12 protein-coding genes are annotated in these 13,757 nt (G+C 69.6%); 5 read left to right on the forward strand and 7 right to left on the reverse strand.

Going from position 1 to position 13,757, the window contains the following annotated elements; genetic code table 11:
• Positions 1 to 235: 235 nt before the first annotated feature.
• Entirely contained in the window at positions 236 to 2,503 is a 2,268-nt protein-coding gene (locus ACFYWI_RS25385) for an MMPL family transporter (protein WP_389236724.1), read from the reverse strand.
• A gap of 483 nt (positions 2,504 to 2,986) precedes the next feature.
• On the opposite strand from ACFYWI_RS25385, the gene ACFYWI_RS25390 reads away from it, so the two are divergent.
• The 5 genes from ACFYWI_RS25390 (at position 2,987) to ACFYWI_RS25410 (ending at position 7,501) form a co-directional block, all read left to right on the forward strand.
• Entirely contained in the window at positions 2,987 to 4,186 is a 1,200-nt protein-coding gene (locus tag ACFYWI_RS25390; protein WP_389236726.1) for a S8 family peptidase, read from the forward strand.
• Positions 4,187 to 4,266: 80 nt separating this feature from the next.
• On the forward strand, positions 4,267 to 4,815 hold the full coding sequence (locus ACFYWI_RS25395) for a DUF1697 domain-containing protein (RefSeq protein ID WP_389236728.1): 549 nt from the start codon (positions 4,267 to 4,269) through the stop codon (positions 4,813 to 4,815).
• Positions 4,808 to 5,221 carry a DUF4440 domain-containing protein gene (locus ACFYWI_RS25400; protein WP_389236730.1) on the forward strand — a complete coding sequence of 138 codons (414 nt, stop codon included), beginning with the start codon at positions 4,808 to 4,810 and terminating at the stop codon, positions 5,219 to 5,221. Before ACFYWI_RS25395 ends, ACFYWI_RS25400 begins: the two co-directional genes overlap by 8 nt.
• Positions 5,222 to 5,292: 71 nt before the next feature.
• Positions 5,293 to 5,874 (forward strand): TIGR03086 family metal-binding protein, encoded by a 582-nt coding sequence (locus ACFYWI_RS25405; RefSeq protein ID WP_389236732.1) that lies wholly within the window; start codon positions 5,293 to 5,295, stop codon positions 5,872 to 5,874.
• Between the two features lie 139 nt (positions 5,875 to 6,013).
• Positions 6,014 to 7,501 carry a VCBS repeat-containing protein gene (locus ACFYWI_RS25410; protein WP_389236734.1) on the forward strand — a complete coding sequence of 496 codons (1,488 nt, stop codon included), beginning with the start codon at positions 6,014 to 6,016 and terminating at the stop codon, positions 7,499 to 7,501.
• Positions 7,502 to 7,536: 35 nt separating this feature from the next.
• Here the strand turns inward: ACFYWI_RS25410 and ACFYWI_RS25415 are convergent, their stop codons facing one another.
• From ACFYWI_RS25415 to cysD, 6 genes are all read right to left on the reverse strand, one after another.
• The gene (locus ACFYWI_RS25415) at positions 7,537 to 8,301 is read right to left on the reverse strand and encodes a sirohydrochlorin chelatase (protein ID WP_389236736.1); all 765 of its coding nucleotides are present in this window, start codon (positions 8,299 to 8,301) and stop codon (positions 7,537 to 7,539) included.
• Positions 8,302 to 8,309: 8 nt separating this feature from the next.
• On the reverse strand, positions 8,310 to 9,209 hold the full coding sequence (locus ACFYWI_RS25420) for an ABC transporter permease (protein WP_389236738.1): 900 nt from the start codon (positions 9,207 to 9,209) through the stop codon (positions 8,310 to 8,312).
• Positions 9,196 to 9,987 (reverse strand): ABC transporter ATP-binding protein, encoded by a 792-nt coding sequence (locus ACFYWI_RS25425; protein WP_389236740.1) that lies wholly within the window; start codon positions 9,985 to 9,987, stop codon positions 9,196 to 9,198. Before ACFYWI_RS25425 ends, ACFYWI_RS25420 begins: the two co-directional genes overlap by 14 nt.
• Before the next feature lie 41 nt (positions 9,988 to 10,028).
• Positions 10,029 to 11,141, reverse strand: coding sequence for an aliphatic sulfonate ABC transporter substrate-binding protein (locus ACFYWI_RS25430; protein ID WP_389236742.1), 1,113 nt, complete (start codon positions 11,139 to 11,141; stop codon positions 10,029 to 10,031).
• 218 nt (positions 11,142 to 11,359) lie between these two features.
• Positions 11,360 to 12,703, reverse strand: coding sequence for a sulfate adenylyltransferase subunit 1 (locus tag ACFYWI_RS25435; RefSeq protein ID WP_389236744.1), 1,344 nt, complete (start codon positions 12,701 to 12,703; stop codon positions 11,360 to 11,362).
• 2 nt (positions 12,704 to 12,705) lie between these two features.
• Positions 12,706 to 13,644 carry a sulfate adenylyltransferase subunit CysD gene (gene cysD / locus ACFYWI_RS25440; protein ID WP_389236746.1) on the reverse strand — a complete coding sequence of 313 codons (939 nt, stop codon included), beginning with the start codon at positions 13,642 to 13,644 and terminating at the stop codon, positions 12,706 to 12,708.
• Between the last annotated feature and the right edge of the window lie 113 nt (positions 13,645 to 13,757).

Here is a 13,757-nt window from a genome sequence, read left to right on the forward strand (position 1 = left end):
CCGGCCCGCACGCCAGCATCGCCGGATCACTGGCCAGTCGTTGGGCGGCTACGGCCGCGGGATCGGCCTGTCCATGACAGACGGTCAGAACGAGGCGAGGAGGTTGTAGCGGCCCTGCGGCGGGTTACTGCTCCCTGGTGTCTCGGCCGGGCTCGGCCCACGGGGCCGTCGCGCGCAGCGCTCCGCCAGGCCCAGGGCCCGGGGGAGCGCTGCGCGGGTACGGAGCACCCGGGCGTCAGACGTGCACCGGCTCGCGGCGGCCGTCGTCGTCGTGGTGCGGCACCGAAGGGGCCACAGGCGGCGGGGGCTCGTCGTGGGACAGATCCGGGAGCCAGTTCAGCCACTTCGGGAAGTACCAGTTGCGGTCTCCCAGCAGAGCCATGATCGCCGGCAGCAGCACACCGCGGATGACCGTCGCGTCGATCAGGACCGCCGCGGCCAGGCCGACGCCCATCTGCTTCATCGACTGCATCGACAGCGTGCCGAAGATCGCGAAGACCGCGACCATGATGACCGCCGCGCTCGTCACCACACCCGCGGTCGTCACCACGCCGTGCGTGATCGCCTCACGGGTCCCGCGGCCCTGCAGCTTCGCCTCGCGGATCCGGGACACCACGAACACGTGGTAGTCCATGGAGAGCCCGAACAGGATCACGAAGAGGAACAGCGGCAGCCAGGCGATGATCGCGCCGACGCCCTCCGCGCCGACCAGTGACGCGCCCCAGCCGTGCTGGAACACGGCCGTCAGGATGCCGTACGCGGCTCCCACCGACAGCAGGTTGAGGACGATCGAGGTGACCGCGATCGTCAGGGACCTGAACGACAGCAGCATCAGGACGAACGCGAACAGCACGACGAACGCGAACACCGGCGCCACAGCCCCGGCCATCTGGTCGTTGAAGTCCTTCGAGCCGGCGACCTGACCGGTGATCGGGGCCTCCACGCCGTCGACCTTGCCCAGCGTCGCAGGCCGCACCTCGTCGCGCAGCATGCTCAGGCTCTTCTCGGCCCGGTCCTGGTCGGAGCCGCCCACCAGGGGCACGTACACGAACGCGAGATTCTGCGCGTCGTGCTTCACGACCTCGACCGGTCCTTCGGAGGCCCCCGAACTCACCGCACGCTCACGGAAGTCGGCGATCGCCTGTTGTACGGGCGCGGCGTTGATGTCGTCCGCCTTGACGACGACCTCGGCCGGATCGGCCCCACCGGGGAACGCCTCGTTGATCCTGTCGTACGTCGCCACGATCGGCAGCGAGTCGCCGAACTCCTGGTCCAGCGTGAAGTTCTGGGTCTTCATGCCCACCGCGGGCAACGCGATCGCGACCAGCGCCCCCGCCGCCACCAGCAGCGAGACCAGCGGCCGCTTGAGCACACCGCCGAGCACGCGGGTCCACACCCGGCTCTGACCGCCCCGGCCGTTCGCACCGCGCTTGATGCGGTTCAGGAAGGGGATGCGGCCCTTCTCCACCCGCTCGCCCAGCAGCGACAGCAGTGCGGGCAGCACCGTCACGGAGCCGACCATCGCCACGGCCACCACGATCAGCGAGGCCAGACCCATCGACTCGAACTCGCCGATCCCGGTGAAGAGCATGCCCGCCATCGCCACGCATACCGTCACACCGGAGACGACGACGGCCCGGCCACTGGTCGCGGCGGCGATCAGGATCGCCGTGCGGCCGTCACGTCCGGCCTCGCGCTCCTCTCGCTCGCGCCGGAGATAGAACAGGCAGTAGTCGACACCGACCGCCAGACCCACCAGCAGCATCACGGAGTTCGCCGAATCACCCATCGGCATGAGATGGCTGGCCACGCCCATCAGACCCATCGTGGCCATGATCGCGGTGATGGCCAGCAGCACCGGCAGCAGCGCCGCCACCAGAGCGCCGAAGGCGATCAGCAGAATGCCCAGCGCGACGGGCACCGCGGAGAACTCGGCCCGCTGGAAGTCGTTGCCGAAGGCCTCGTCGAAGGTCTTGCCCATGCTGGCGCTGCCGAGCTCCTCGATCCGCAGCTCCTTGTGCCGCTCCTGGACCCCGGCGACGGCATCGAGCACCGGCTCGATGCGGTCGATCGCGGTCTCGGCGTCGCCGCGCACATCGAACTGGACGAGCGCACTGCGCCCGTCCCTGGAGAGGGACTTGGTGTCGTACGGCGAGGTCACCGCAGTCACCTCACGAGTGCCCTCGACCGCCTTCATCACCTCGTCGACGGCCTTGCGGAAGGCGGGGTCGGTCGCCTTGACGGACCGGTCCCTCGCCTGGATCAGCACGCTCTCACCGGCCGGTTCGTCGATGCCGGCCTCCTCCGTGATCCGGGCTGCCGACGTGGTCTCACCCGACAGCTGGTCGCTTTCCTTGAGTTCGACGCGGCCCGCTGCCGAGCCCGCCACCATGGCGAGCAGCACGAACAGCACCCAGATCCCCACGGCGGCCCAGCGGTGCTGTGCGCTCCAGCCGCCGGCCCGCGCGGCTATGCCGCGCGGGCCCCCTTCTGCTCTCCCCATGGCCCGCTTGTCCCCTCGTCGTCTGCGTGTCCGTGCCGGTCCGTGCTCCACGCGTCCCCGTGCCCGTGCGGGCCCGTGGCAGCGCGCCTTTGCGTCTTTGCGTGCGTGCGTGCGTGAGCGATGCGGACCGTGTGTGTCCGGTGTCGGCGCCGCACCGTCGTACCCACTGCGAGGCTAGGGGCGGATTCCGGCCTTCTCGTCGTGCTGGCCGGTGACTCGGACTGGCGGGTATCTCCTCCTTTCGGACCGGTCGTATCCCCGACAAGAAGGATCGAAGCCCCTTACATCTAATGAGGATTGAGTGTGCGGTCCGACTTGAGATGCACTGGCTGATTTCGTATTGCGAAACCTTGTTGAGTCGGTAACAGCTGCATGAAGGTCTTGATCTGGGCGCGTCAATCGGTCAGGGTTTCGAGTCAGCCCCGCAAGATTTGCGTCCGCGGGGCATTCCCCCCACAAATGATGACGAGGAGTCCCCTCTTCATGGCAACTCACAAGCGCGCGAGCAGGATCAAGCTCACTGCGGCCATCACCGCCGTCGCCGCCGCAGCCGGAGTCACGCTTCTCAACACCTCGTTCGCCGGTGCCGCAGCGCCCGTAGAAGGCAAGGTCTACGGAGCGAACGCCGAAGGCGCCATCGCCGGCAGCTACATCGTGATGCTCGACCAGAAGGCCGACAAGAAGGAGCTCGCCACGGAGTACGGCGGCAAGCTGCAGCGCAACTACAGCTCCGCCATCAACGGCTTCTCCGCCAGCGGGCTTTCGGAGACCGAGGCCAAGCGTCTCGCCGCCGACCCGGCCGTCGACAAGGTCGTCCAGAACAAGAAGTTCACGATCAACGCCACCCAGGACAACCCGCCGTCCTGGGGCATCGACCGGATCGACCAGGCCGACACCGCAGGCGACAGCAAGTACACCTACCCGGACAGCGCGGGCGAAGGTGTCACGGCGTACGTCATCGACACCGGTGTCCGCATCACGCACAAGGACTTCGAGGGCCGTGCCACCCACGGCTTCGACGCCGTGGACAAGGACGACTCCGCCGACGACGGCAACGGCCACGGCACCCATGTCGCGGGCACCATCGCCGGCGCCGCGCACGGCGTCGCCAAGAAGGCCAAGATCGTCGCCGTACGGGTGCTCGACGACAACGGCTCGGGCAGCACCGAGCAGGTCGTCGCCGGCATCGACTGGGTCACCCAGAACCACCAGGGTCCGTCCGTGGCCAACATGAGCCTCGGGGGCGGCGCCGACGAGGCCCTCGACGAGGCGGTGCGCAAGGCGGTCGCCGCGGGTGTCACCTTCGGCGTGGCGGCAGGCAACGAGTCCTCCGACGCGGGCCAGGGTTCCCCGTCCCGGGTCAAGGAGGCCATCACCGTCGCCTCGTCGACCAAGGACGACAAGCAGTCGGAGTTCTCCAACTTCGGTGACGTCGTGGACATCTACGCGCCGGGCTCGGACATCACCTCGGCGTGGAACGACAGCGACGAGGGCACCAAGACCATCTCCGGCACCTCCATGGCCACGCCGCATGTCGTCGGCGCGGCCGCCGTCTACCTCGCCGGCCACAAGGACGCCGCTCCGGAGCAGGTCGCCCAGGCCCTCACCGGGGGCGCCACGGCCGACAAGATCACCAACCCCAGTGCGGGCACGCCCAACAAGCTGCTGAAGGTCGTCGAGTAACCGACCGCCCGAGGCATCGCCGAGTCGGCGGCCGCCGTGCCCTCCCCCACGGGGCACGGCGGCCGCCTTATCGTTGGCCTATGACCACGAGGTATGCGGCACTGCTGCGCGGGATCAACGTGGGTGGGCACCGGAAGGTCCCCATGGCCGAACTCCGTTCCTTGCTGGAGCAGTTGGGCCACTCCGACGTGGCCAGTTATCTGCAGAGCGGCAATGTCGTCTTCAGCAGCCCGTCGGACGACGAGCAGGAGCTCGCGGCAGGACTGGAGCGGGCCATCGAGAGGGCCTTCGGCTTCCGGGTCGACACACTGGTGCGCAGTGGCGCGTATCTGCGGGCGGTCGCCGAGGACTGTCCGTTCCCCGCCGCCGAGCTGGAGGCCAAGCAGCTGCACCTCACCTACTTCTCGGAGCCGGTCGGCGCCGACCGGCTCGCCGCGATCGACGCCCCGGCCTATCTGCCGGAGGAGTTCCGGCTCGGCGACCGGGCCCTTTACCTCTACGCGCCCGACGGCCTCGGCCGGTCCAAGCTCGCCGAGGCGCTCGCCAGACCCAGCCTGTTCAAGGGCATCGTCGCCACCACCCGGAACTGGAACACCGTCGTCAAGCTGGTGGAGCTGACCCGTGACTGACCTCTCGTCCACGGATGCCGTCAACGCCGCCATGGAGGCGGAGTTCCGCCTGCTCGATCCGGAGGTGCGATCCTCGCCCGAGCAGCTGGCGCAACTGCTCCACCCGGACTTCCAGGAGTGCGGAACCTCGGGACGGCTGTGGGACCGGGACTCGGTCATCGCCGCGCTCACGTCGCGCGACGCGCCCGCTCCGCGGACGATCACGACCTCGCGGATGAGGGGTGTGGAGCTCGCACCCGGCGTGGTCCATCTGACCTTCGACACCGAGTCGGGCGGGCAGCGGGCGCATCGCAGCTCGCTGTGGCGGCTGACCGGGGACAGCTGGCTGCTCTACTTCCACCAGGGCACGCTCTTCGACGACGACCAGGGCACCACGATCGAGAACCGTCGCAGCGCGGGCGGCTGAGACCGGCCCGGACGCGGCTCCTGTCGCGTTTGTTCAAGACCTCGGTCCGTACCCCGACCTAGCGTGCGGGCATGGACATCGACACCGTGTACCCGCAGCTCACCGCATGCGCGGCCGAGGCCGCCCGTATCGCCGGTGGTGTCGGCGCGGAGCAGCTCTGCGCGCCGACACCCTGCAAGGAATGGGACGTCCGCGCTCTCGTGAACCATCTCGTCCTCTACTCCTCCCACGGCCTCGAACACCGCGCCCTGCGCAAGCCCCTGCCCGACGCACTCGTCGCTCGCGACTTCACCGCCGAAGCCGACTGGGCGGCCCGGTACGCCGCCCGCCTGGACCGCGCCCTCGCCGCCTGGTCCGACCCGGCGGTCTGGGAAGGAGAGGTGGATCTCGGCTTCACCACGATGCCCGCCCCCCGGATCGCGTCCCTGATCACCAAGGAACTCGCGGTCCACGGCTGGGACCTGGCCCGGGCCACCGGCCAGGAGCACCGCATCCCGGAGGCGGCAGGCGCGCTGATCCTGGCCGTCGTCGAAGAGCACGCCGACGTCTACCGCCGGTACGACGGCTTCGCCGCGCCCGTCGCGGTCCCCGCCCCGGCCTCGGCTTTCGAACGAGCCCTCGCCACCTCGGGACGCGACCCGGGTTGGTCCTGACCTGGCCGGGGCGGGCGAGCCGCACGGTCGTACAACCTTCCCGCCCGCACGGGGTCGTACAGGGTGGGCCGACCCGGGCACGTAGGGGTCGGCCGCCGGCCATCCGCTCTGCTCGAAGCCGATGTGAGGGGAAACTCCCATGATTCTCATGAATGCTCGCCGCCGCCTGGTGATCGCGACCGGCCTTGCGCTTGCCATGGGAACGATGGCGGTCCCGATCGGCCGGGCGTCGTCAACGCCGCACGACCGGCAGGCCGGGCGCCCCTCCAGCGCGAGCCTGCCCGACGACTTCAACGGCGACGGCTACCGCGACCTGGCGGTCGGCGCTCCCGGGTCCCTGGTGAACGGCGTGGACCGGGCAGGGGCGGTGAGCGTCCTCCTCGGCGGTCGCGGCGGCCTGTCCACCACCCGGAAGCAGGTGGTGACCTGGCCCGACCGTTCCGGTCTGGCGGACCCGGAGTGCCGGTACGGTACGGACCTGCACACGGCCGACCTGGACCGGGACGGCTACGCGGACCTCATCAGCCGGGTGTGGTCGCAGGCGGTGAGCAGGGACCAGGGCACCACCGTCGTGGTCAACTGGGGTGGAGCGAAGGGACTGTCGAAGAACGCGACGATCCTCGCGCCGGTCCCCGGTGAACAGGAGAACAGCGGAGCCCCCCTTGCGGTAGGTGACGTCGACGGGGACCGCCTGCCCGACATCGTCATCGGCGACGACCGCCATGCCGGCCATGTTCTGCACGGCCCCTTCACCCGCTCCGGTGCCTGGCGCAGCATCAGCGGTTACTCGCTCCAGGGCACGGCCCTGCTGGACACCGGTGGCATCGCCGTCGGCGATGTGACCGGCGACGGCACCGGAGACCTGGCGATCACCGGCTTCGGCCCCTCCGATCCCTGGCAGAAGCACACGTTCGTACTGCCCGGCGGCTCCGCAGGCCTTGGGGGCGGCGTCGAACTCAAGGACGCCGCGGGACTGCCTGCGGGCGGCAACACCGTCGGCATCGCCGACGTGGACAAGGACGGCTACGGGGACGTCGTCGTCGGCCGCCCCGACGAGTGGTCGCATGTGGACAGCCACGACACGAAGGGTGGCGCACTGTTCGTCTCCTACGGCGGCCCGCGGACCGGCCCCGGGCGCGATCCGGTCTGGATCAACCAGGACAGCCCGGGTGTGTCAGGTGTGGCCGAGTTCCACGACGGCATGGGCGACGGCCTGTCCTTCGGCGACACCAACGGCGACGGCTATCAGGACATCGTCACCGGGCTGCCGGGCGAGAACGTCACCGGGACCCCGGACGCCGGGCGTGTACTGGTGTTCACCGGCGGGGCGGACGGGATCAGCGGCACCCGATCGAGGGAGTTCGGCCAGTACACCGCGGGCGTCCCGGGCCGCGTCGAGGAGGGCGACATGTTCGGCGAGGCCGCCACGTCCCTGGGCGACTTCAATCGCGACGGGCGCGCCGAGATGGTGGTCGGCGACGCGGGGGAGAACGCGAGCCGGGGAGCCATCTGGATCTTCCCCGCCGGGCCGTCCGGTATTGAGGTGAAGGGTTCGTTCTCGTTCGGCGCGGCCACGCTCGGCGCCCCGTACAAGGCGGCCCGCTTCGGCGCGTCCCTCACCGACTGAGCGCACCGCCCGGCCGCCCGGCCGGGGCCACGGGGTCAGGCGCCGACGGCGAGTCGCTGCTCCGTGCGCGCTCCGTCGTACCGCTGGAGCAGCAGCCGCGCCAGCTCCAGGGACGGCCCGAGGACATCCGCGAGGACATCGGCTCCGGCCTCGTGGGCGCCGGCCGCGATGCGGTCGGGGAGGCGCCCCGGGGCGATCACATACGGGGCCACCGCCACGCGGTGCACTCCCCTCGCACGCAGTTCCCGTACCGCGTCCTCGGTACGGGAGGAGCCCGCGGCAGATACAGCGGAGGCGAACGCAGGCCGCACGGCGCACCAACCGGTGTGCCGCAGCTCCCGCGCGATTTCAGCGATCACTGCGATCGCCTCCGGGTCGGAGGAGCCCGCCGAGGCCAGGACGACCCCGGTCGAGCGCTTGTCGGCAGGGGTCAGCCCGGCCTCGTACAGCCGCCGCTCCACCGCGTCCAGCAGCAGCGGGGACGGTCCGAGCACCTCGGCCTGGGTGATGCGCAGCCGGGGGTGGCGGGCCCGGGCCTCGTTCAGCACCGAGGGGATGTCGGCCTTGGCGTGGAAGGCCCGGGTCAGCAGCAGGGGCAGCGCCACCACGTCCCGTATGCCGTCGCCCGCCATCCGCTCCAGCACCTGCGGCACGGAGGGCGCGTTGAAGTCGAGGAACGCCGTCGACACGCGCAGCTCCGGCCGCTGCATCCGCACCCGGCGCACCAGGGCGTGCACGGTCGCGGCGTGCCGCGGGTCGCGGCTGCCGTGGGCGATGACGAGGAGGGCGCGGCTGTGCATGGTGGAACTCAGCTCTTGACGAGGAGACCGCGGCTGCGCAGGACGCGCCGCTCCAGTGGAGCGAAGATGAGCAGTTCGATACCGATGCCGACGACGAGGATCAGCAGGATCGCGCTGAGGACCCAGGACATGTCCTGGAGCTCGCGGCCCTGTTCCAGCAGCTGCCCGAGGCCCACGCCCAGATCCGCGGCGTTCACGATGAGTTCGGCGGCCATCAGCGAGCGCCAGGAGAACGCCCAGCCCTGCTTGAGGCCGGCGATGTACCCCGGCAGTGCGGCGGGGAGCAGCACATGGCGTACGCCCTGCAGCCCGGTCGCGCCGATGACGCGCCCGGCCCGGAGGTACAGCGGTGGGATCTGATCGACTCCCGACACCAGGCCGTTGGCGATCGACGGCACGGCACCGAGCAGCACCACGGCGTAGATCGTGGCGTCGGTCAGACCGAACCAGATGATCGCGGCGGGAACCCATGCGACGGACGGCAGTGACTGCAGCCCGGACAGGATCGGTCCGATCGCGGCCCGTACGACCTTCACCCGGGCCACGACCAGCCCCAGCGGTGTGCCGACCAGAACCGAGATGAAGAAACCGAGCGCACCGCGCGAAAGGCTCGTCCACACATAGTCGAGGAGGGTGCCGTCGAGCCACTTCTCCTGGAGGGTGCGGCCCACGTCCGCCGGGCTCGGGAGCAGATAGTGCTCCTTCACCTTGAAGTGGTACGCGAGCTGCCAGACCACGAGAACGATCGCGATGGCCACGATCGGTGGTACGGCCTTGGACAGCAGTGTCTTGCCCAGCGGCACACGCTGTGCGGTCTGCGTCTCCAGGGCGTCGAGCCCTGCCTCCAGACCGGCGAGCTGGTCGGGATCGGTTTGGGTCGGCTGCTGCTTGGTATCAGTGCTGGCCATGTCGGCGGATCTCCCCCCGCAGCTGTTCGGTGATCTCTACGGAGAGGTCGGCGACCGCGGAATCCTCGATCCGGCGGGGGTGCGGTATACCGACCTTCCATTCGCGGGCTATGCGGCCGGGGCGGGACGAGAGCAGGACGACCCGTTCTGCGAGCCGGACGGCCTCACGCACGTTGTGGGTGACGAAAAGAACCGACAGATTCGTCTCACGCCAGATGCGGGTCAGCTCGTCGTGCAGGACGTCACGCGTGATCGCGTCGAGTGCCGCGAACGGCTCGTCCATCAGCAGCAGCTGGCTGGCCTGCGCGATCGCGCGAGCCATGGCCACGCGCTGGCGCATACCGCCCGAGAGCTCGTGCACACGCTTGTCGTACGCCCCCTTGAGGCGTACGAGCTCGAGCAGGCGCTCGGCCTCGGTCCGTCGCTCGGCCTTCGGCAGGCCGCGCATCTTCAGGGCGAGTTCGATGTTCTTCCCGGCGGTGAGCCAGGGGAAGAGAGCGTGCTCCTGGAACATCAGGGCGGGGCGGCCGCCGGGGACGTCGATCTCCCCGGCGGACGGCCGGTCGAGCCCGGCGACCAGATTGAGCAAGGTCGACTTGCCGCACCCCGAAGCCCCCAGGAGGGTGACGAACTCGCCGGGCGCGACATCGATGTTGATGTCATCCAGTACGAGCTGCTGGGCGCCCGGACGGCCGAAGGACTTGGAGACATGAGTGATACGCGCTGCGTATGACACCGCAATCTCGTCCTCGGCGGCCTTGGTGAGCGTGCTGGCCATGAGCATCACCTCCTGGGAACGTCGGGTTGCTGACTGTTTGCTTACTTGGCGCCGAGACCGGCGTCGTCGGCCGCGGGCTGTCCCGCGTCCTTCAGCACCTTGTTCAGCAGACGGAGGTCGTAGATGCCGTCCAGGTTCGGATCCTCGAGCAGCCCCGCCTTGACCGCGTGCTCAGCCTCGAGGCGCAGCGTGGAGGCCAGCGGGTCGTTGAGGATCTCGACGTTCTTGAACGCGGGGTCGATGACCTCGGCCGGCAGTGCCTTGCCCGTCTCCCGCTCCAGCGCGGCGTTGACCGCCTTCTTGGCTTCCTCGGGGTTCGCCTTGATCCACGCGTTGGTGTTCACCGTGCCGCGCAGCACAGCCTCGACGACGTCCGGGTGCTCCTTGAGGAACTTCTGGGAGACGATCACGTTCGTGATGACGAACTTGCCGTCCTTCCAGAGGGACTTCTCGTCGAGGAGGACCTTGCCGCCCTCGGCAACCAGCTTGGAGGCGGTCGGCTCGGGGACCCAGGCGCCGTCGATGTCGCCCGACTTGAAGGCGACCGGGGTCACCTTGTTGTCCGTACGGGCGACGGACACATCGCCCTTGCCGGAGGTCGCGTCCACCTTGTAGCCCTTTTCGGCCAGGTAGTTGAGGAGCGCGACGTCCTGAGTGTTGCCGAGCTGTGGCGTCGCGATTCTCTTGCCCTTGAGATCGTCCAAGGACTTGATCTTCTTCGGGTTCACGACGAGCGAGACACCGCCGGAGGCGGAGCCGGAGATGATGCGCAGGCTCTGGCCCTTGGACTTGACGTAGCCGTTGATCGAGGGGGAGGGGCCGATGAAGCCGATGTCGATGGCACCGGAGTTGAGCGCCTCGATCTCGGCGGGGCCGGCGTTGAAGACGGCGGGCTTGACGGCCGTGCCGCCGAGCTCCTTCTTGATCAGGCCTTCCTCGAGACCGACCAGGGCTGTGGCGTGGGTGACGTTGGCGAAGTAACCGATCTTCACCTCGTCGAGACCGCCGATCTTCTCGCCCTTGGCGGCGGGGGCGACCTTGTCGTCCTTCTTCGCCTCGGAGCCGTAGCCGCAGGCGGTGAGCGCCACGGCCAGCAGGGGCAGAGCGGCCGCTACGGCGAAGCTGCGGCGCAGGGTGGTACGGGTGGCAGGCACGGGAGGCTTTCCTCTCGTTGGCCCGGCGGTCACGCTCTTACGGCGCGGCCGGGATGTCGGCGTGTTTTCGGCGGTGCGGGGTGCGGGGGGTGTGGGCGCGCAGGCAGTGCGCGTACGTCATCGCGCACATCGCGCCACTCCGCCCGTGCCCGCGCCGAGGGCACCGCTGCCGACGCGGCCGCCCTCCTTGGCGAAGGTCGCGTAGATGTCGGTCATCATCAGAAGTCCCAGCCCTCGTCGTCCAGTTCGGCCGAGGCGTCCTCGGCGGTGGCGAACGCGCCGCCCGCCATGCCGGCCGCGAGGGTGGTGCCGTCCGCGGGGTCGATCAGCAGGAACGAGCCGGTACGGCGGGAGTGGGCGTACGCGTCGATCGCGAGCGGCTCCGCGGTGCGGACCCTGACACGGCCGATGTCGTTGGCGACCAGCTGCCCCGGGGCGGGGTGCTGGGACAGGTCGTCGAGCGTCAGCTTCGACGGAATGTCCTTCACGATCGCCTTGACGGTGCGGGTGGTGTGCTTGAGCAGCACCCGCTGGCCCACGGTCAGCGGCTGGTCGGCGACATGGCAGACCGTCGCCTCGACGTCCTGCGAGGTCGCGGGCGCGTCATGGCTCGGGACGACGAGGTCGCCGCGGGAGATGTCGATGTCGTCCTCCAGCAGGAGGGTGACCGACTGCGGGGTCCACGCGACATCGACCGGCTCGCCGAGCAGATCGATTCCGGAGATCTTCGACGTGCGGCCGGACGGCAGGACCGTGACGCTCTCACCGACCCGGAACGTACCGGCGGCGATCTGGCCGGCGTAGCCGCGGTAGTCGGGGTGCTCGGCGGTCTGCGGACGGATCACGTACTGCACCGGGAAGCGTGCGTGGCATCCGGTCAGATCGTGGCTGACGGGCACGGTCTCCAGGTGCTCCAGCACGGTGGGGCCGCCGTACCAGTCCATGTTCGCGGAGACGTCCACCACGTTGTCACCCGCGAGCGCTGAGATCGGGATCGCAGTGATCTCGGGCACGCCCAGTTCGCTCGCGTACGCGGTGAACTCCTCGGCGATCCGTGCGAAGACGGGCTCGGCGTACTCGACGAGGTCCATCTTGTTCACCGCGAGCACCACGTGCGGGACGCGCAGCAGCGCGGCGATCGCGGCATGGCGGCGGGTCTGCTCGACCACTCCGTTACGGGCGTCGACCAGGATCACGGTGAGTTCGGCCGTGGAGGCGCCGGTGACCATGTTGCGGGTGTACTGCACATGCCCGGGGGTGTCGGCCAGGATGAACCGGCGCCGGGGAGTGGCGAAGTAGCGGTACGCGACATCGATGGTGATGCCCTGCTCCCGCTCGGCCCGCAGACCGTCGGTGAGCAGTGCCAGGTCCGGAGCCTCCTGGCCGCGGCTGCGCGAGGCGTGCTCAACAGCCTCCAGCTGGTCCGTCAGAACCGACTTGGAGTCGTGCAGCAGCCGCCCGACCAGGGTGGACTTGCCGTCGTCGACGGAACCCGCGGTGGCGAAGCGCAGCAGTGTGGTCGCCGACAACTGCTCGGCGAGCCGCTCGGTGGTGCTGGTCATGGTTAGAAGTACCCTTCGCGCTTGCGGTCTTCCATCGCGGCCTCGGACATCTTGTCGTCGGCGCGGGTGGCGCCCCGCTCGGTGAGCCGGGAGGCGGCGATCTCGGCGATCACGGCGTCCAGCGTGGTGGCGTCGGAGTCCACCGCGCCGGTGCAGGACATGTCGCCGACGGTGCGGTAGCGGATCAGCCGTGTCTCGACGCTCTCGCCGTCCTTGGGCCCGCCCCACTCGCCGGCGGTCAGCCACATGCCGCTGCGCTTGAAGACCTCGCGCTCATGGGCGAAGTAGATCTGGGGCAGTTCGATCTTCTCGCGGGCGATGTACTGCCACACGTCCAGCTCGGTCCAGTTGGACAGAGGGAAGACACGCACATGCTCACCGGGCGCGTGGCGGCCGTTGTAGAGCTGCCACAGCTCGGGACGCTGCCGGCGCGGGTCCCACTGCGAGAACTCGTCGCGCAGTGAGAACACCCGCTCCTTGGCGCGCGCCTTCTCCTCGTCACGGCGGCCGCCGCCGAACACGGCGTCGAAGCGGTGCTGCTGGATCGCCTCGGTCAGCGGCACGGTCTGCAGCGGGTTACGGGTGCCGTCCGGGCGTTCACGCAGCTTGCCGGCGTCGATGTACTCCTGCACCGAGGCGACATGCAGCCGCAGCCCGTGCTCGGCGACCGTGCGGTCGCGGTAGTCGAGGACCTCGGGGAAGTTGTGCCCGGTGTCGACGTGCAACAGAGTGAACGGCACCGGCGCCGGCGCGAACGCCTTCAGCGCCAGGTGCAGCATGACGATGGAGTCCTTGCCGCCGGAGAACAGGATCACCGGCCGCTCGAACTCGCCCGCCACCTCACGGAAGATGTGCACCGCCTCGGACTCCAGCGCGTCCAGGTGGGTGAGGGCGTACGGGCTGTCGGTGCTTTCGCCCACGACATTCACCGTCGTCGTCATGCTGCACTCCCATCGTGAGCTTGTCCGCCCGCGCCGGGGGTCCCGGCCGCCGAAGGCAGGGGGAGCACAGGCGCGGCAATCGTCGTGGTCTGCGGCCCGGGGGCCGTACGTGC

It is taken from the genome of Streptomyces sp. NPDC002889 (genome assembly GCF_042888425.1).
GTDB lineage: Bacteria > Actinomycetota > Actinomycetes > Streptomycetales > Streptomycetaceae > Streptomyces.